The 18,560-nt window shown below is 71.4% G+C and carries 16 protein-coding genes and 1 pseudogene; 10 read left to right on the forward strand and 7 right to left on the reverse strand.

Annotated elements, in window-relative coordinates:
- The first annotated feature begins 30 nt into the window (after positions 1–30).
- The 3 genes from DA075_RS06690 (at position 31) to DA075_RS06700 (ending at position 3,945) form a co-directional block, all read left to right on the forward strand.
- Positions 31–2,742, forward strand: coding sequence for a valine--tRNA ligase (locus DA075_RS06690; RefSeq protein WP_099952549.1), 2,712 nt, complete (start codon positions 31–33; stop codon positions 2,740–2,742).
- Between the two features lie 215 nt (positions 2,743–2,957).
- Complete coding sequence (locus DA075_RS06695) at positions 2,958–3,206, forward strand: DUF2283 domain-containing protein (RefSeq protein ID WP_099952550.1); 249 nt, start codon at positions 2,958–2,960, stop codon at positions 3,204–3,206.
- Position 3,207: 1 nt separating this feature from the next.
- Entirely contained in the window at positions 3,208–3,945 is a 738-nt protein-coding gene (locus tag DA075_RS06700; RefSeq protein WP_167456055.1) for a DUF2459 domain-containing protein, read from the forward strand.
- Positions 3,946–4,002: 57 nt separating this feature from the next.
- On the opposite strand, the gene DA075_RS06705 is transcribed toward DA075_RS06700, so the two are convergent.
- From DA075_RS06705 to DA075_RS37390, 3 genes are all read right to left on the reverse strand, one after another.
- Positions 4,003–4,503 (reverse strand): hypothetical protein, encoded by a 501-nt coding sequence (locus DA075_RS06705; protein WP_099952552.1) that lies wholly within the window; start codon positions 4,501–4,503, stop codon positions 4,003–4,005.
- A gap of 99 nt (positions 4,504–4,602) precedes the next feature.
- Positions 4,603–4,794 carry a hypothetical protein gene (locus DA075_RS37385; RefSeq protein WP_244936523.1) on the reverse strand — a complete coding sequence of 64 codons (192 nt, stop codon included), beginning with the start codon at positions 4,792–4,794 and terminating at the stop codon, positions 4,603–4,605.
- Positions 4,791–5,336, reverse strand: coding sequence for an efflux RND transporter periplasmic adaptor subunit (locus DA075_RS37390; RefSeq protein WP_338068004.1), 546 nt, complete (start codon positions 5,334–5,336; stop codon positions 4,791–4,793). Before DA075_RS37390 ends, DA075_RS37385 begins: the two co-directional genes overlap by 4 nt.
- Between DA075_RS37390 and DA075_RS06715 the strand changes: the two are divergent.
- Positions 5,296–5,942 (forward strand): annotated as a pseudogene (locus tag DA075_RS06715) (efflux RND transporter permease subunit); the annotation flags it as partial. The gene DA075_RS37390 and the pseudogene DA075_RS06715 sit on opposite strands and share 41 nt — an antisense overlap.
- Before the next feature lie 7 nt (positions 5,943–5,949).
- Here DA075_RS06715 and DA075_RS06720 read toward each other — a convergent pair.
- Positions 5,950–7,431, reverse strand: a complete 1,482-nt coding sequence (locus DA075_RS06720; RefSeq protein ID WP_164712227.1) for a methyl-accepting chemotaxis protein — start codon at positions 7,429–7,431, stop codon at positions 5,950–5,952.
- 202 nt (positions 7,432–7,633) lie between these two features.
- The gene (locus DA075_RS06725; RefSeq protein WP_164712228.1) at positions 7,634–8,533 is read right to left on the reverse strand and encodes a helix-turn-helix transcriptional regulator; all 900 of its coding nucleotides are present in this window, start codon (positions 8,531–8,533) and stop codon (positions 7,634–7,636) included.
- A 485-nt stretch (positions 8,534–9,018) separates the two neighbouring features.
- Between DA075_RS06725 and DA075_RS06730 the strand changes: the two genes are divergently transcribed.
- From DA075_RS06730 to DA075_RS06755, 6 genes are all read left to right on the forward strand, one after another.
- The gene (locus DA075_RS06730; RefSeq protein WP_232386128.1) at positions 9,019–10,239 is read left to right on the forward strand and encodes a septal ring lytic transglycosylase RlpA family protein; all 1,221 of its coding nucleotides are present in this window, start codon (positions 9,019–9,021) and stop codon (positions 10,237–10,239) included.
- A 345-nt stretch (positions 10,240–10,584) separates the two neighbouring features.
- Positions 10,585–11,811, forward strand: a complete 1,227-nt coding sequence (locus tag DA075_RS06735; RefSeq protein WP_099952555.1) for a D-alanyl-D-alanine carboxypeptidase family protein — start codon at positions 10,585–10,587, stop codon at positions 11,809–11,811.
- Complete coding sequence (tmk, locus tag DA075_RS06740; RefSeq protein WP_232386127.1) at positions 11,808–12,533, forward strand: dTMP kinase; 726 nt, start codon at positions 11,808–11,810, stop codon at positions 12,531–12,533. The genes DA075_RS06735 and tmk overlap by 4 nt, the downstream gene beginning before the upstream one ends.
- The gene (locus tag DA075_RS06745; protein ID WP_099952556.1) at positions 12,523–13,560 is read left to right on the forward strand and encodes a DNA polymerase III subunit delta'; all 1,038 of its coding nucleotides are present in this window, start codon (positions 12,523–12,525) and stop codon (positions 13,558–13,560) included. Before tmk ends, DA075_RS06745 begins: the two co-directional genes overlap by 11 nt.
- A gap of 3 nt (positions 13,561–13,563) precedes the next feature.
- Positions 13,564–14,415, forward strand: coding sequence for a metallophosphoesterase (locus DA075_RS06750; RefSeq protein ID WP_099952557.1), 852 nt, complete (start codon positions 13,564–13,566; stop codon positions 14,413–14,415).
- A 109-nt stretch (positions 14,416–14,524) separates the two neighbouring features.
- Entirely contained in the window at positions 14,525–14,749 is a 225-nt protein-coding gene (locus DA075_RS06755; RefSeq protein WP_099952558.1) for a hypothetical protein, read from the forward strand.
- Positions 14,750–14,759: 10 nt separating this feature from the next.
- Here DA075_RS06755 and DA075_RS06760 read toward each other — a convergent pair whose 3' ends face one another.
- Together DA075_RS06760 and DA075_RS06765 are read right to left on the reverse strand one after the other, a co-directional pair.
- On the reverse strand, positions 14,760–15,128 hold the full coding sequence (locus DA075_RS06760) for a 4a-hydroxytetrahydrobiopterin dehydratase (RefSeq protein ID WP_099952559.1): 369 nt from the start codon (positions 15,126–15,128) through the stop codon (positions 14,760–14,762).
- Positions 15,129–15,184: 56 nt separating this feature from the next.
- Positions 15,185–18,526, reverse strand: a complete 3,342-nt coding sequence (locus tag DA075_RS06765; protein WP_164712229.1) for a glycosyltransferase — start codon at positions 18,524–18,526, stop codon at positions 15,185–15,187.
- Positions 18,527–18,560 lie beyond the last annotated feature (34 nt).

Genomic DNA, 18,560 nt, shown 5'->3' on the forward strand with positions numbered 1-18,560 from the left:
CCCGGGCAGCCTGCGAGTGGCGCTTTCGCGATGATGGACAAGACCTTCGATCCCGCCGCCGTCGAGGCGCGCATCGCCGCCGAATGGGAGGAGGCGCAGGCCTTCCGGGCCGGGCGCCCGGACCGGGCCGGTGCCGAGCCCTACAGCATCATGATCCCGCCGCCGAACGTGACGGGCTCGCTGCATATGGGCCACGCCCTCAACAACACGCTGCAGGACGTGCTCGCCCGCTTCGAGCGCCTGCGCGGCAAGGACGTGCTGTGGCAGCCCGGCACGGATCACGCCGGCATCGCGACCCAGATGGTGGTGGAGCGCCGCCTCGCCGAGCAGCAGCAGCCCGACCGGCGCACCCTCGGCCGGGCGGAATTCGTCCGCCGGGTCTGGGAGTGGAAGGCGGAATCGGGCGGCACCATCGTCAACCAGCTCAAGCGCCTGGGCGCCTCCTGCGACTGGTCGCGGGAGCGCTTCACCATGGACGAGGGCCTGTCGAAGGCCGTCCTGAAGGTCTTCGTCGACCTGCACGCGCAGGGACTGATCTACCGCGACAAGCGCCTGGTGAACTGGGACCCGAAGTTCCAGACCGCGATCTCCGACCTCGAGGTGCAGCAGGTCGAGGTGAAGGGCCATCTCTGGCACTTCGCCTATCCGGTGGTCGACGAGGCCGGGAACGAGACCGGCGAGACCATCACGGTGGCGACGACCCGGCCCGAGACCATGCTGGGCGACACCGCGGTGGCGGTGCACCCGGAGGACGAGCGCTACCGCGCGCTCGTCGGCAAGAGCCTGCGCCTGCCGCTGGTCGGCCGGCTGATCCGGATCGTGGCCGACGAGTACTCGGATCCCGAGAAGGGCACCGGCGCGGTCAAGATCACCCCGGCGCACGACTTCAACGACTTCGAGGTCGGGCGTCGGCACGGGCTTTCCCAGATCAACATCCTGGATGAGGAAGCCCGCATAAGCCTCGAAGGCAACGCGGATTTCCTGGAAGGATCGAGCCCGGAGCCCGAGGCTCTGGCGCTGCACGGCCTCGACCGCTTCGAAGCCCGCGCCAAGGTCGTCGCCCTGATGGAGGAGCGCGGCCGGCTGGTCGCCATCGAGCCCAACACCCACGCGGTGCCGCATGGCGACCGCTCGGGCGTGGTGATCGAGCCCTACCTGACCGACCAGTGGTACGTGAACGTCAAGCCGCTGGCCGAGCGGGCGCTGCAGGCGGTCCGCGACGGGCGCACCCGCTTCGTGCCCGAGACTTACGAGAAGACCTACTTCCAGTGGCTCGAGAACATCGAGCCCTGGTGCATCTCGCGCCAGCTCTGGTGGGGCCACCAGATCCCGGCCTGGTACGACCCGGACGGCCATTGCTTCGTCGCCCAGAGCGAGGAGGAGGCCCTGGCGAAAGCCGCGGAGAAGCATGGCCGCCCGGTCGCCTTGCGCCGCGACGAGGACGTGCTCGACACCTGGTTCTCGTCCGGCCTGTGGCCGTTCTCGACGCTCGGCTGGCCCGACGCGACGCCGGAGCTCGCCCGCTACTACCCGACCAGCGCCCTGGTGACCGGCTTCGACATCATTTTCTTCTGGGTCGCCAGGATGATGATGCTCGGCCTTCACGCGCTGGACGAGGTGCCGTTCCGCACCGTCTACATCCACGCCCTCGTCCGCGACGAGAAGGGGGCGAAGATGTCGAAGTCGAAGGGCAACGTCGTCGATCCCCTCGACCTCGTCGACCGCTACGGGGCGGATGCCCTGCGCTTCACCCTGGCGGCGATGGCGGCGCAGGGACGCGACATCAAGCTCTCGGTGCAACGCGTTGAGGGCTACCGGAACTTCGCCACGAAGCTCTGGAACGCCGCCCGCTTCGCCGAGATGAATGGCTGCCGGCTCGATCCGTCCTTCGCGCCCGAGGGCGTGACCCAGACCCTGAATGCCTGGGCGCTCGGCGAGGCGGCGCGCGCCGTCGCCGAGGTGACGGGGGCGATCGAGGCCTACCGCTTCAACGACGCCGCCAACGCCGCCTACCGCTTCGTCTGGAACGTGTTCTGCGACTGGTACCTGGAACTGGCCAAGCCTGTGCTCCAGGGCGAGGACGGGCCGGCGAAGGAGGAGACGCGCCGGACGATCGCGTACCTCATCGACCAGATCTGCGTGCTGCTGCACCCGTTCATGCCGTTCCTCACCGAGGAATTGTGGGCGACCAAGGCGCGCGAGGCCGGCATCGCGCGCGGGCTGCTGGCGCTGGCTTCCTGGCCCGATCTCGGGGCGCTCGCCAAGCCGGAGGCGGAGGCGGAGATCGGCTGGGTCGTCGACCTCGTCTCGGAGATCCGCTCGGCCCGCTCGGAGACGAACGTGCCGGCCGGCGCCCAGATCCCGCTGGTGCTGGTGGCCCCCGGCGAGGCGGTGCGCGAGCGCGTCTCCCGCTGGGGCGACACGGTGCGCCGGCTCGGCCGCATCGCCTCGATCGACATCGCGGAGACGAGCCCGCGCAACGCCGTGCAGCTGATCGTGCGCGGCGAGGTCGCGGCCCTGCCGCTCGAGGGCGTGGTCGACCTGACCGCCGAGGTGGCGCGCCTGACGAAGGAGGATGCCAAGCTCGGCGTCGAAACGGGCAAGATCGACGCCAAGCTCGGCAATGCCGACTTCCTCGCCCGCGCCCCCGAGGAGGTGGTGGAGGAGCAGCGCGAGCGCCGCGACGCGGCGATCGCCCGCCGCGAGAAGGTGCGGGAGGCGCTGGCGCGGCTCCAGGGCTGAGCGCCGCCACGCTCCCGGCGCGGGCGTCGCGTCCGCACCGGAGCGCGGAACACAACGACACGACCGGGGAGAGGCGCCCGCAGGGCGCCCGGTCCAGCGTGACCGGGCGGATAGGCGCGCAGAGAGACGATCCGTCGCCCATCGCCGTCGCCCATCGCCGTCGCCCATCGCCGTCGCCCATCGCCGTCAACCGTCGCCCGGATACCCGCCCAGGCATGAGCCCGAAGCCCGAACAGCCCGCCCCGACGCCACCCCGCCCGGCGGCGGGCCGCTACGACACAGAGACCGACGTGCTGTCCGTCCGCTTCACCGATGCCGAGGCGGTGGCGAGCCGCGAGGTGCGGCCGGGAATCGTCGTCGCCTACGACGCGGCCGGTGCGGTCGCGGCGATCGAGATCCTGGAGGCCTCGGCCGGGCGGCTCGCGGCCGACCAGGACCTGCGGCGGCTCACCGGGGCGGCCTGACTTGCGCCGCGGCCTGCGCCTCGCCCGGCGGGCTGCGGCGGTCATCCTGTTCCTCGTCGTGGCCGTCGCCGGCATCCTCGTCCCGGCGGCGTGGCTCACCGCCCGGCCGGGCGATCCGGCCCTCTATCCCCCGGCCCCCGGCGACGAATCGGTCACGGTGCGGCTCGTTGCAGGAGCCTGGCATTCCGGTCTGCTGCTGCCGCGCGAAGCCCTCGCCCAGGCGGCGGCCGAGGCCGGGGACGGGGCGCTGATCGCGGTGACCGAGCGCTTCGGCGCCTATCCGGCGCTGGAGATCGGCTGGGGCGATGCCGGCTTCTACCGCGCCGTGCCGACGATCCAGGCCCTCGACTGGCGCCTGGCGCTGAAGGCCCTGTTCACCCCGGGCGGTCGCCCGGCGGTTTTGCACGTGGTCGGGGTCGCGGCCGAGCCCGGCGCCGCCTTCCCGGGAGCCGGGCTCGTGACCCTGCGGCTGTCGCGGGCGGGCTTCCGGCGGCTCGCCGCCGCGCTGGCGCAGTCCTTCGCCACCCGGGACGGCCATCCGGTCGAGGCGGGGCCCGGCCTCTACGGCCCGAGCCTGTTCTACGCAGCGCAAGGACGCTTCAGCCTCCTCGCCGTCTGCAACCACTGGAGCGCCGGGCTCCTCGACGCGGCAGGCCTTCCGACGACGCCGCTCCTCGATATCCTGCCGCAGGGCCTCGTCCGCGATCTCTCTTGGCGGGCGGGCGCTCACGCGCCCTGATGCTCGCTCGGCGGGCGGGCGCTCACGCGCCCTGATGCTCTCCTGGCAGGCGGGCGCTCACGCGCCCTGAGGATTGGCCGGCGGTGGGACTGGCATCCGGGCGGGGCGCCGGAAGACGCGGCCCAGGCGCTCGCGCCACGGCACCCGGCCGCTGCGGGCGAGGTCGCGGCCGCAGGCGCGGGCGGTGTCGCGGTCGAACTGGAAGGCGATCTCGGCGCCCTCGGCGAGCCGGAGGGCGAGGGCCGGCACGCCCGGAGCGATCTCGCCGGCCGTCCAGCCGAGGACCGGGAAGAAGCAGTTCTCCACCCGGGTGCCCGCCGGCACGTCCTGCGCCGCATCCGCCGCGACCGAGGCGGTGGCGAGCAGGGCCAGGCCGAGCTCGCCGGCCTCCGCCGGGGAGAGCCGGACCGCGTAGTCCCGCGGCCCGAACGCCACCACGAGCTCGAGTCCGTCCGGCCCGGCGGTCACGACCGAGAAGCGCGGGCCGCCAGGTGCCGCATCAGGTGGTACGGCGTCGGGTGGCGCGGCCTCGACGGGCGCGGTCTCGGGAGAGGTCATGGCCCGTCGCTCGCATGCCGTGGCGGGGTGGCATCTCCCCAAGCGTAGCGTCCGGGTCTCCCTCCCTGCAAGCACTGACGGTGCGTGAGCGCCGATGCGTTACGGCACGCTGGCGCCGGGCTCGTTCGCGGCCTGGCGGGCCGGCTCGCCGTCCCGCCTGATCCCGACCCGCCGGTCCTGGCGCAGGAGCTGGAGATGGTCGGTGGCGATCCGGTCGCCGGCCTTGAGGCCCTTGAGGACCGCCGTGCGGTCGCCGAATTCCTCGCCGGTCTCGACGGGGGTCATCGTCACCTTGGCCGCCTTTCCCTCGTCCTTGCCGTCATCCTTGCCGTCGTCCTCACGCGCCAGACGATGCGCTGGTCGAGCTGGGCCGAGAGCGCGAGGGTCGGCACCAGCAGGCGTTCCTCCGTGCCCACCTGCACCTGCGTGCGCACGAACTCGCCCGGCCGGTAGCGCTCGTCGGCGTTGGGCAGCCAGGCCCGGATCAGGCGGTGGGCGGTGCGGGGATCGGAGCGGTTGTCGAGCTTGTCGATCGTCGCCTTCCGCACCGGCTGGCCTTGCGTGTCGAGGATCTGGATGAAGGCGCGGTTCTCCTTCAGGGCGGCGCGCACGGCCTCCGAATCCTCGGTCGAGAGCGCCACCTCCACCTCGATCGGATCGACCTGGACCACGCTGACGAGCTGGGTCCTCGTCTCGTTGACGAGGTCGCCGGCATTGACGTCGGAGAGGCTGGCGCGCCCGTCGAAGGGGGCGCGGATCACCGCGTAGTCGAGGTTGAGCTTCCGGCGCGCGATCGCAGCGGTGGAGCGCCTGGCCGACACGGCCCTCCCCACCGACTACGCCGTGGAATGGACCGAGGTCGCCTACCAGGAAAAGATCGCCGGCGGCTGGGCGTGGTGATGATCGTGCTGCTGCTGGCCGGCCAGTACGAGAGCCTGCGGCTGCCCTTCGTGGTGATCCTGGTGACGCCGCTCGCCCTGTTCGGCGCGGTCGGCGCGCTCAGCCTTCGCGACCTGCCCCTCGACATCTTCGGGCAGATCGGGCTCCTGCTCCTCGTCGGCCTGGCGGCCAAGACCGCGAGCCTGCTCGTCTCCTTCGCGCGCGACCTGCGCGCCAAAGGTGAGGATGCCGTGACGGCGGCGAAAGGCGCGGTGCGGCTGCGGATGCGGCCGATCCTGATGACCTCCTTCGCCTTCGTCCTCGGCTCGGTGCCGCTCGCCATCGCGAGCGGCACGAGCGCCAATGCCCGGATCTCGATGGGCACCGTGGTGATCGGCGGCCTGCTGGTCGCGACGCTGCTGACGCTGTTCGTCACCCCGGTCTTCTACGTCGCGGCCGAGCGGCCGAGCAGCTGGTGGCGGGGCGGGGGCGCAAGGGAGCGCCTGACGAGGAGCCGGGCGGCGCGCCGCAGCCGGCGGAGTAGGGCGCCGCGGGGTCGTCGCCGGGTCAGGCGATGGCCTGGGAAGCGTCCCGCACCTGCCGGGTGGCACGATCGACCTGCGCGACGGCCCCGGCGATCGCGCCGACGCCGGCGGCGATGGTCTCGGCGCCCTGGGAGGCGGCCTGCATCGAGCCCGACATCTCGCGCGTCACCACGGCCTGCTCCTCGACCGCGGCCGCGATCGCCGCCGAGACCGCGTCCAGCTCCCGGATCGTCGCCTGGATCGTGCCGATGGCGGCGACGGCCTCGTGCGTGGCCGCGCGCGTCGCATCGATCCGGGCCCGGATCTCGTCGGTGGCCCGGGCCGTCTGGCTGGCCAGCGCCTTCACCTCGGCGGCGACGACGGAGAAGCCCCTGCCGGCGGCGCCCGCCCGGGCCGCCTCGATGGTCGCGTTGAGCGCGAGCAGGTTCGTCTGCTCGGCGATGGACTGGATCAGGCTGACCACCTCGCCGATCTGCTGGGCCTGACCGCTGAGGCCGGCCACGATCGCACCGGTATCCTGCGCCTGCGCCACCGCGCCCCGGGAGATCGTGGCGGCGTGCGTGACCTGCTGGCTGATCTCGGCCACGGAGGCGGCGAGTTCCTCCGCTCCCGCCGCCACGGCCTGGATGTCGCTCGAGACCCGCTCGACCGCCCTGGCCGCCTGGCCGCTCCGGTCGGTGACGTCGCTCACCGCGTCGCCGATGACCGTGAGGTCGCCGGCGATCGTGCGGCCCGCGGCGGCGCGCCGTTGCCGGTCACGCGCCTGCGGGGTGACGTCGGTGGCGAACTTCACCACGCGGCAGACCCGTCCCTGCGCGTCGAGGATCGGGTTGTAGGTCGCCTGGATCCAGACCTCGCGCCCGTCCTTGCCGAGGCGCTTGTACTCGGCCGCCTGGAACTGGCCGGCCCTCAGGGAGGTCCAGAACGCCCGGTAGGCGGCCGTGTCCCGCTCGGACGGATCGACGAACACGCCGTGATGCCGGCCGCGGATCTCGTCGAGCCGGTAGCCGAGCACGTCGAGGAAGTTCCGGTTGGCGTCCTCGATCGTGCCGTCGGGGCTGAAGGTGATCACCGCCTGCGAGCGGTCGAGGGCGGCCAGCCGTCCCTCGGCATCGAGGCCGCGCCGCTTCTGATCGGTGACGTCGGCCGCCACCATGACGATCCTGGCGATGCGCCCTCGGCGCCCGGGCACGGGATTGTAGCTCGCCCGGAGCCAGACCGCGCGGTCCCCCTTCGCGAGGCGCAGGCACTCGCCCTCGTGAGGCGCGCCGCGCAGCAGGTCGTCCCAGACGGCCTGGCAGGCGGCGCCGTCCCGCTCGGCGGCCGGCAGGAGCATGCGGTGATGCCGGCCGCGCAGGTCCGGGAGCGTGTAGCCCATCAGGATGAGGAAGGTTTCATTCGCAGACAGGATGCTTCCGTCCGGGTCGAATGCAATCATCGCGTGCGACCGATCGAGGGCGCGCAGCGTGGACCGTGCCATGAAGCCATCGACATCGAACATCATGCCATCTCTCTCTTCGCCGATCGACACAGCAGGCGTCGGCACCCGGGACCTCGAGAACGAGAGACAGTGATCGGCTTGGAAGCTGACAAATCTATTTAGGATTCATCATCGCGAATATGACAGCGCCTTGCGCAATCTTGATACGTACGGGATCGCGCCGCCGACGCTGCGGCACCACCCGGCCGTCGGCGCGCGGCCGGGATCACCGCCGGCGCGTGTCCGTCGGCGTGCAGCCGAAGCGCCTGCGGTAGCGCTGCGTGAAGGCGCTCGCATGCACGAAGCCCCAGCGGCGCGCCACGTCGGCGACCGACAGATCCGCGCAGGCTGGGGAGGCGAGATCCGCGTGGACCCGCTGCAGGCGCCGCTCGACGATGAAGCCGAGCGGCGTCGTGCCCAGCTCGTGCTTGAAGGCGTGCTGGAGCGTGCGCACGCTGACGCCCGCGGCCGCCGCGACGTCAGCGAGCCTCAGGGACTCCCCGAGACGGGCGTCGATATACTCCATCGCCGAGCGCAGGCTCGACGACGACGGCGTCGAACGGTGAGGTCGGGGCGCGGCCCGGCGGCGCGGCCAGCAGGAGAGAAGCTGGTAGCTGACGATCTCCTCGAACAAGGGAAAGAACAGGTCCTGCGCCGGGTCGACCTGCCGCAGCCGCCGATGGAGGCGCTGGAAGCACGACAGGAAGGACCGCATCGCCAGCGTCTCGACGGGCGTGACCGGCTCCAGCTCGGGACAGGCGCCGTCCTCCGCCCCGCCGAGGGCCCGGTTGCTGGCGAGCAGGGCGGCCCGGCTGATCGTTCCGCTGATCGCGGCGAAATGGGCCGAGGCTTCCTCGTTGCGCATGTCCTCGAAGGCCACGAACATCGCGTCGCCGGGACAGCCGAGATGCTCGCCGCTGCGATTGCGGCGGATCATCCGGCCGCTGGTGACGAAGCGGATCGTGAACAGGTCCGCCTCGAGCTTCGGCACCGTGAGAAAGCCCGTGGTCGACCGCGTGAGCCAGAGGCTCATCGCGCGGCTCTGGCCACCCTCGACCGCCAGATGCGGCCTGGTCTTGCGCAGGGCATGGAAATCGACCGCGATGCCGCCGTGCTCGTTCAGCAACTCGAAAGATCGTGTGCTGTGAAGCTGGTGAGTGAAGAACGATTGCGGACGCCAGGGAATGGGCCTCCTTGCCGTTTCTGACATACGCGGCGTCCAACCCTGGAAGCAGGCACTAACTTGAATCCATGAGGCAGCAGCAGAGCCGCTGCGTCAAGCGATCCGGCGCGTGTCCGGCCGGGGGGCGGCAGGGGCCCGTCAAGGCCGGCCGTCGGGACGCGCCCCAGTGTCGCCCAGGCAGCGCAGGGACCTGTGGACGGCGGTGGAGGGGACTCGCGCGAAAGCCCCCGTTGAGCTTTCATTTACGCAGGGCCGGCAGGGTCTTCCATACGTGCAGCGTAACCCTGTGCGGCCCTGGCGCCCGCCCTTCCAGCCCTCCCGGGCGGACGGCGGCCGTCGGGCGGCACGGGGGATCCGAGGGGTCGATGGCGGGATCTTCGAAGAGCGGTCGTCCGCGTCCGGAGACGGAGCGGGGGGCCCTCCGGCCGATGCCGGTCGTGCGGTGGGCCGCGGTGGCGGGAATCGCGCTGGCGGCGGCCAATTGCGCCGGGCCGACGCCCAAGACCCTCGCGGTGCGGAGCGGGGGCCGCGAGATCGATCCGAAATACGGCGTCGCCGCGAGCCCGCGGCTCTACGGCGAGAACGACAAGATCCCGAAGGGCGGCGGCCGGCAGATGACCGGCAAGCCCTACGTGGTCGCCGGCCGCACCTACGTGCCGCGCCAGGACGCCCGCGGCTACGTGCGCGAGGGACTGGCCTCCTGGTACGGCACCGCCTTCCATGGCCGCCAGACCGCCAACGGCGAGATCTTCGACCGTTTCTCGGTCGCGGCGGCGCATCCGACCCTGCCGCTGCCGAGCTACGCCCGGGTCACCAACCTGCAGAACGGCCACTCGATGGTGGTGCGGGTCAACGACCGTGGGCCCTACCACGCCGACCGGCTGATGGACGTGTCGCAGGCGGTGGCCGAGGCCCTCGATTTCCGCCGCCGCGGCACCACGAAGGTCAGGGTCGAGTATGTCGGAAAGGCCTCGGTCGGCGGCAGCGACGACCGCAAGCTGATGGCGACCCTGCGCACCGACGGGCAGCCGGCCGGCTCGCCCTTCGGCGCCAACATCATGGTGGCGGATGCCGGCGACGACGCGAAACCCTTCGCGTTCCGCCAGCCCGAGCCGGAGCCGGTGCGCCCGATCGTCGAGACGCCGCGGGTCGTCGCGCCGGTGCAGGTCGCCGAGGCCGAGCCCGAGATGCGCCGCCCGGCGCCGGTGCGCGCCGTCCGCGCGCCGGTCCAGGTGGCGGAGGCGGCGCCCAGGCCTCTCCCGGCGACCAGGCCTCTCCCGGCGCCCGTCCGCATGGCCGCCATCGAGGGCCTGAACCCGGGCCTCGCCGCGCCGCGCGCCGCCAAGCCGGCGGCCGCGCCGGCCCCCGTCGCCATGGCTCGCCGGCCGGCCCCGCCGAGCCAGGCCCTGGCCTTCGCGGGTCATCCGGCGGCGGACCGCGCCTCGCTCGCCCAGGCGATGCAGGCCGCCGCGCATCCCGCCGGGGGCAAGGTCACGCAGCGGACGACCGTCATCGCGAAGAGCGGTCCGCTGCCGGTCGCGCCGCCGCTCCGCCTCGCGGGCGCCCAGAAGGGCGACCGGGAGGACGCCAAGGCGACCGGCCACAAGCCCGGCATGCCGCCGCGGTCGAAGGTGGCGGGGATGTATTGAAGGCAGGGGGCGGCCTTCGGGATGGCGGAGGCCTGGAGCATCCTATCCACGCCCTCATCCTGAGGTGACCGGCGATCCCCGATCGCCGGCCGCAGGGAGCGTCGAAGCAGGCCTCCGGCAGTCTCGGCGATCCCTGGAGCCCTCCTTCGAGGTCAGTCGATCGCCGATCGACCGACACCTCAGGATGCGGTCGTGGATGGATGGGCGAGGGACGACTACGCCAGGGTCCACATCCGAAACGGTTCCGCTTCCCGCACTGCGGCACAGGCGCTGTTGCGCGTCCCGGAGCGGAGCGGCAAAGTGCGGCAGGTCTCCCGGTCGGCCGGGGTTTCGAGCGGTAGGGACATGCGTGTGACAGCGACCACCGGGGCGGGCAGGGCGCTCGCGCGCCGTGCCGCGGGATTAGCTCTGGCAGCCATCCTCGGGGCCGCCGTGGCGGTCTGCGATGCGCGCGCGCAAGGCTTCCAGACCCTGGCGCCGCACGCGATCCTGATCGACGCCGATACGGGCGCGGTCCTGTTCGAGAAGGGCGCCGACGAGCCGTTCTCGCCGGCCAGCATGGCCAAGCTGATGACCGTCGAGGTGCTCTTCGACGAGATGCGCAGGGGCAAGCTCGGCCCGGACACCGAGTTCACGATCAGCGAGAACGCCTGGCGCCGCGGCGGCGCCGGCGGCGGCGGCTCGTCGATGTTCGCCCAGCTCAACAGCAAGGTGAAGCTGCCGGACCTCCTGCGCGGCATCGTCGTGCAGTCCGGCAACGACGCGGCCATCGCCGCCGCCGAGGGCGTCGCCGGCACCGAGGACAACTTTGCCCAGATCATGAACCGGCACGCGAAGGAGATCGGGCTCGACCGCTCGACCTTCCGCAACGCCACCGGCTATTCGGCCCCCGACCAGAAGGTGACGGCCCGCGACCTCGCCAAGCTCGCCATCCACCTGATCGAGACCTATCCGGAGAACTACAAGCTCTTCGCCGAGCGCGAGTTCACCTGGAACAAGATCCGCCAGCAGAACCGCAACCCGTTGCTCACCCTCGATATCGGCGCCGACGGGCTGAAGACCGGCTACCTCGAGGAATCGGGCTACGGCCTGACCGGCTCGGCGGTGCAGAACGGCCAGCGCCTGGTCCTGGTGGTGAGCGGCCTCAAGACCGCCCGCGACCGCGCCGCCGAATCGCGCAAGCTCCTCGAATGGGGGTTCCGCGCCTTCGAGGCGCGCCAGGTCTTCTCCGCCGGCGAGACCGTGGCGGAGGCCGAGACCTTCGGGGGCGAGAAGGGCCGGGTGCCCCTCGTCACGAAGAAGCCGGTGCGGCTCCTGCTGCCCCGCGGCAACAGCGACCGGCTGGTGGCGCGCGCCACCTACCAGGGCCCGCTGACCGCCCCGGTGGAGGAGGGCCGCGAGGTCGGCCGGCTCAAGGTCACCCGCGGTGAGCAGGTGGTGCTCGACATGCCGCTCTACACCGCCGAGGCGGTGCCCGCCGGCACCATGACCCAGCGAGCCCTCGACGCGGCCCTGGAGGTCGGCACCGGCTGGTTCCGCCAGGCCCTCAGTCGGATCACCAGCAAGTCGTGAGCGAGGCTCCTCTGGCCGCCGCAAGGGTCGCATCTCGACGTCCCGGCTGCTTCATCACCTTCGAGGGCGGCGAGGGCGCCGGCAAGTCGACCCAGATCGCCCGCCTGGCGGCCTGGCTGCGCGCCGGCACCGACGGGTTGCCGGGTCCCCGCGAGGTGGTGACCACCCGTGAGCCCGGCGGCTCGCCCCGGGCCGAGCGGATCCGCGCCGCGGTGCTCTCCGGCGTCGCCAAGCCGCACGGCCCCTTCGCGGAGGCGCTGATGTTCGCCGCTGCCCGCCTCGACCACCTCGCGACCCTGATCCGCCCGGGCCTCGCCCGCGGCGCCATCGTGCTGTGCGACCGGTTCAGCGACTCGACCCGGGCCTATCAGGGCGCCGCCGGCGGGGTCGATGAAGCCACGCTCGCCGCCCTCGAACGGGTGGTGGTGGGGGCGACCCGGCCGGACCTGACCTTGATCCTCGACCTGCCGCCGGAGACCGGCCTGACCCGGGCGCGCCAGCGCGACCGCGCCGCCGCACGCGGCCCCGACCGGTTCGAGGCCGAGGCCTTGGGCTTCCACGAGCGCCTGCGGGCGGCCTTCCTCGCCATCGCCGCGGCCGAGCCGGCGCGCTGCGCGGTCATCGACGCGCGGGAGGCGCCCGACCGCGTCGCGCAGGCGATCCGCTCCACGGTCGCGGCCCGGCTGCCGCAGCTCGTCCGGGACCGCCCCGATGCCGCCTGAGACGAGGGACGACGAGTTCGAGCCGGGCGAGATCCCGGGCGTGCCGCGCCCGCGCGAGACGATGGACCTCCGCGGCCAGGAGGCGGCCGAGCGCGCCTTCCGGGAGGCGATCGGGTCGGGGCGGCTGCACCATGCCTGGCTGCTGGGCGGGCCGAAGGGCGTCGGCAAGGCGACGCTCGCCTTCCGGGTCGCCCGCCACCTGCTCGCCCGCGGCGACGGCGCGGGCGAGCCCGACAGCCTGGCGCTTCCGCCCGGCCACCCGGTGGCACGCCAGGTCGCGGGCCTGTCGCATCCCAACCTCGTCCTGCTGCGGCGCCAGAAGGCGCCCGGCGCGAAGACCGTACCGACCCAGATCGGCGTCGACGCGGCGCGGCGCGCCCTCCACCTCTTCGCCGAGACCTCGGCCGACGCGGGCTACCGGATCTGCATCGTCGACTGCGCCGACGAGCTGAACCTCGCCAGCGCCAACGCGCTCCTGAAGGTGATCGAGGAGCCGCCGCCGCGCTCGCTGTTCCTGATCGTCAGCCACGCCCCCGGGCGCCTGCTGCCGACCATCCGCTCGCGCTGCCGCCGCCTCGCCCTGAAGCCGCTCACCGTCGGCGAGGTGGTGCGGGTGCTCCAGACCCTCGGACCGCAGCGGGCCGGGGCCTCGCCGGAGCTGATCGAGCGGGCGGCGGCCCTGAGCGAGGGCTCGGTCGCCCGCGCCCTCGCGCTTCTCGACCCCGACACGATCGGTGTGGTCGACGAGGTCGAGGCGCTGCTCGACCAGGGCGACCGGCCGGATTGGCGCCGGGCCCTGCGGCTGGCCGAGCGGCTGGCCGGCCGCGACGCCGACGCGCTCTACGCCACCGCCCTCGACACGGTGCAGCGGCGGCTCGCCGCCGAGATCGAGCGCCGCCAGGGCGAGCCGCCGTCCCGCCTCGCCGCCCTCGCCGACGCCGCCGAGCGCGCCGCCCGAGCCGCCCGGGAGGCGCAGATCTACAACCTCGACCGGCGGCCGGTGGTGCTGTCGCTGTTCGGCGCCTGAGCGATGCGCCTCTTCCCGCTCTCCGACCTGCACCTGGAGCGCCGGCCGCTCGCCGCCGTGCCGGTCCCGGCGCAGCCCTTCGACGTCCTGGTCTGCGCCGGCGACGTCTGGGAGGGCGAGCCGGAGCGGGGCCTCGCGGCGCTTTTGCATCTGGCCGGCGAGCGGCCTGTGGTGCTGGTGCCGGGCAACCACGAGCGGTACGCCCCGTCAGGCGATCCCCGCACCGCCCCGGAGCTGCTGGCGGCCCTGGGGGAGGCGGTGGCGGCGATCAACCGCGCGGCCGGCCGCGAGCGGGTGGCGCTGCTCCAGGGCGGGGAAACCCGCGTGATCGGCGGCGTGCGCTTCGTCGGCGCCACCCTGTGGAGCGACTGGCGGCTCGCCGGGCGCTGGCTGTCCGCGGAGGCGCCGGAGCGGCCCGACGACCCGGTCGCGTATGCCGCCGCCCGCATGACCGATCCGGCGACCGGCTCGCGGGAGTACCGGGCGATCCGCCAGGGCGACGGCACGCCCTGGACGCCGCAGGCCGCGATGGCGGCCCACGCCGCCGACCGGGCGGCGATGCGGGACGCGCTCGCCCGGCCGCATCCGGGCCCGACCGTCGCGGTCACCCACCACCCGCCGATCCCCGAGGCCGCCGACCGGTTCCGCGACGCGCCCGGCGTGCCCTGGTGGGTGCCGGCCTTCTACGCCACCACGCTGCTCGCCGACCTGCCGGAGGCCCACCGGCCGGACCTCTGGGTCTCCGGCCACTTCCATGCCGGCCACGACCTCGTGCTCCACGCCACGCGCTGCCTCGCCAACCCGGTCGAGGGCCGCACCTTCGATCCCGGGCTGGTGGCGGAGGTTCCGGCCTGAGGAGCCGGACGAGGGGGCAGGTCGGCCACAGGGGACGGGTTGGCCAAGGGACGGGTTGGACTTGCGCCGCCGCGCCCCATCCTCCCGGCTTTCCGCGGAGGGTGGAGCGATGAACGGCTTCCTGGCTCTGGTGCTGGTCTGCGCCAGCACGGTTCCGGTGCAGGATTGCGACGAGGCCAAAGCCACCGACGTGTTCAAGACCCGGGTCGCGAGCGAGATCGGCTGCGCCACCGGCTGGCAGGAGATCATCGCCCGCTCCGAGATCCGCGAGGGGCTGGGACGGACAGCCTACCTGAAGACCCAGTGCCGGCGGATGAGGGCCGGCGGGAAGTGACGGCCCGGCCCTACCGATCATGCTTGATGTAGGCGAAGCGCGGATCCGTGGGCGTGCCCTCGAGCGCGCCGCCCTCCAGCCCCGGCTGCCAGCCGACCACCTCCTCGATCTTGCGGGCCAGGGCGAAGTCCTTCTCGGTCAAGCCCTTGGCCGAATGGGTGGTCAGCCGCACCTCGACCCAGGCATAGGAGGCGGTGAGGTCGGGATGGTGCCAGGCCGCCTCGGCGAGGTGCCCGACGGTGTTGATCACCATCAGGGTGCCCTTCCAGCTGTTCGTCCGGTAGGTGCGGGTGATCCAGCCGTCGGCGTGCCGCCAGGCCGGCAGGTCGGCGAGGCGCGCGGCGATCACGTCGGGGCTGAGCACGTCGTCCTTCGGCATGGCGTCCATCTCCTCGAGAGCCTGTCGCGGGATCCCCGCAGGGTCGCCGGATCGGCTCACGCGCGCAATACGAGTTGCGCCAGATCGAGAGTCGTCAGGACGTCGCGCAGCTGCGTGGCGAAGTCGATCCGGCGGACGGCGAGGTAGCCCTCCGTCGCGACGGCCTGCCGGAGCGGGCCGCCGACCGAGAGATAGGCGCGACAGAGTTCGGCCATGTCCTCGATCTCGCAGAACGCGACGCCCGGTCCGAACGGGTTGTCGTCGCTCGCCTCCGACAGGACGAAGCAGCGATTGGCCAGAAGAGGAACGATGCGGACGGTCTCCAGGGCCCTGAAGCCGGGCGTGGAGTGGATGTTCAGGATGATCTTCGAGCGCCGGATCGTGTCCCACAGCGGCTCGCCATAGACGTCGAACAGGTGAACGGTCTTCAGGCCGTGGGACCGCAGGGCGTCCAGGACCCGCACGCGCCGCTCGGAATACGAGCCGTAGAACAGGACGTCGATCTTCTGCTCCGGCGCGGGACAGGTGATCTCGAGGCAGCGGTGGAATCCAGGAGGCAGGAACGAGACGGCCGATCCGTCCGGTCTTGCCCCAAAATTCGACCTTGCCCCAAAATTCGGCCTTGCTCGAAGAAAGGCGAGGCCTGAGCGGGAATACTCGAAGACATGGGACGCCAGATCGAAGAATTCGAGGTATTTCTCGCCCTCTGTCCGATGCCCGATGATATCGAGCTGCTCCAGCTGGTAGAGGATGAACGGACCCGAGCGGAAGGGGCCGACGCGCCTTTCGTCCTGGACCGGATGGAGCAGATTGCCCACCACGATGTTGACCGAGCCTTGGGCGAGCCTGTTCTCCGTCAGGGAGCAGTCATGACCCAGATCGCGCAAGGCTGCGCGCAGGACGCGCACGACGTCGTCATAAACCCTGTCATGCTGATTGTAGCCGACGAAACAGATGTTGAAGCGCGGCTTGCCCGAACTGAACACGGGGTCGAGCGCACGGGGAGCACCGAAGCGCTGCGCGAGCGTGTCGTCGAGCGGGACGTCGGCCGCGGCCGGCCGCGGCAGGAAACGGCGGGCGATGCGGTTGTAGGTCGTGTCGTGCCCGAGGATCGTCTCGGGATCGAGACTCTCGATCCACCTCGACGACTTCGCCTGCCACAAATGAAAACAGAACGCCTCGGGAAATTCCAGGTCGTGCTCGAACAGCGCCTCGATGCCGTGCTCGTCCCAGCTCGGCCAGAAGAAGGACGCCGCCGGCTCGATCCTGACGAGGTGGGGATGGGCGTCCGCGAGGGCCTGGGGCACCTGGACCGAGAACTTGTTCCAGGCATCGCCGCTCGGGCCACCGACGAACGACCGGTATTCCTCGTACCACAACCGCAGGAACTCGGCGCCGGGCGGAGCGATGATCGTGGCGTTGCACAGGCCGACCGGCCTGCGTCCGCCGGCTCCGTCCGGGACCTCCTCGCGCCCGAGGACGACGCTGCCGTCGAGCAGCGGCGCGAACGGCTTCTGGCAGATCGTGTCGAAATCCAGATAGATCCCGCCATGCTCCAGGAGCACCTGCATCCTCAACACGTCGACGCGATGCGCGATCAGATCCACCGGGCGGTCGAAGACCCGTTTCGGCAACGTCGTCCGAACGATGTCGACGCTGCCCTTCAGCATGTCCCAGTAGGGGCCCTGCGGTTCCGGATCGCAGTGGATGACCGCCTTGAAGCCCTCGTTCAGGTCGAGAGCGGACCGCACCGCCAGGTAATTGATCAGGGAGAAGCGCGGCGGCTCGTCCGGGTCGTTGGACGCGATGATGAAATGAAAGGTCTTCGGGATCTGTGACGATTGCCTCGTCGCCCTCGCCAGACCCTCCGAGCTGAAGCGGAGGTTGTTGGCGACCCGCTCGATCATGTCCTCGGGGATCCTGCCCTCGCGCAGGAGGCGGTTGCAGGCGCGGATCGCCTCGTCGTAGCGCCCGGTCCAGTAGGCATGCACGGAGAGTTCGTCCAGGAGGCCGTAATCGGTGATCCAGGCCTCACCGTCGACCCTGCCGGTCTTGGATTCTGCCGCCTTCAGGCCGCGGACCGCCAGGTGATAGCCTCGCTCGTGCTGCTGCCTGTAGCGGCAGAAGCGCGACGCACCGTGGAAGGCTGCGGCGCAGGTCGGATCGACTTCGGCGACGCCCAGATAGGCCGCGACGACCTGCTCATCCGGCAACCCGAGATTCTCGCTGCGTCGCGCCTGCTCCAGCAACCTCGCGGCGGCCCGGCTCTCCCCGTCGGGGGAGGTCTGCAGGTCGGCCATCTTGTCGACCGACAATTGCCGGTTGCTCTTCAGGCGCTCGACGTCATCGCCCGGAATGCCATCCATGGCCAGGAGCTTGTCGGCGATCATGACCGCCTCGGCATGCCGGCCCGTCCAGTAGGCGGCGATGGCCATCTCATCGAGCAGCCCGTAGCGATAGACCCATTCCGAGACGAACAAGCCGGATTTCGGCACGGCCGCGTTCTCGCCCTTGCGGGCGAGCCAGTACCCTCGCTCGTACAAGCCGTGGTCGCGGCAGAACCGGGCCGCGTCGTGCATCGCTTCGGCCGTGCGCGACGGACAGGCGGCGGCGGCCCTCTCGAAGGTCCCGATGACGTCGTCGGCGGGAAAATTCAGCGTTGCCTTGATCTTCGCCGCATTCAGCAGGCTGACGAAGATCTCTTCTTGCCAGTAGCCCATGCCGGCGCGCGCTTCGTACTGCTCCAGGGCCTCGGCATGGTCGCCGTTGTCGCGCAGGCTGTTGGCCAGGTAGAACGTGTAGCGGGTGCGCAGGAAGGGATCGGTCTCGGTCGCGAGCCCGTCGCGGAGCAGGGCGGCATCGCGCGCGAACTTGCCCGACCGGTTCGTTCCCGACGCGTGATCGATGAACCTGACGCCGTCCAGATGCTCGGTCGTTCCGTCCTTGAGACCGAGATATTCGTGAGTGACGCCGACATACCGCGCCTCCGCACCGCGCCGCAGCAGGCGGCTGTTCCAATAGGCCACGCCCGATTTTTGTATGATCTGATAGACGTCGGCCGTCAGTTTTCTGGCGAAGTCCTTGTCCTCGACGACAAGCTCCATATCGGCGTCGACGAAGAGAAGATAATCGTATTCGAGGCGCGACTCCAACGCCAGTTCGAGCGCCGCATTCCTGGCCTGATCGAAGGTCTTGAACGGGAAACTATGCAATTCCCCGGCCATGCCACGCGATCGAAAGAATTTCCGGATGATGTCCTGCGTGCCATCCGTAGAACCCGTATCGCCTATGACCCAGCAGGAGATGTGATCCGCAACAGCATGCAGGCAGTTTTCTATTTTGTCGGCTTCGTTTTTGACAATCATGTTCAGGCAAATTTTGCGTGGATGCGCCAACATGAATGCCCCCAAATCATGCGATCTGGTAATTCCC

The sequence above is a fragment of the Methylobacterium currus genome (assembly GCF_003058325.1).
GTDB classification, from domain to species: Bacteria; Pseudomonadota; Alphaproteobacteria; order Rhizobiales; family Beijerinckiaceae; genus Methylobacterium; species Methylobacterium currus.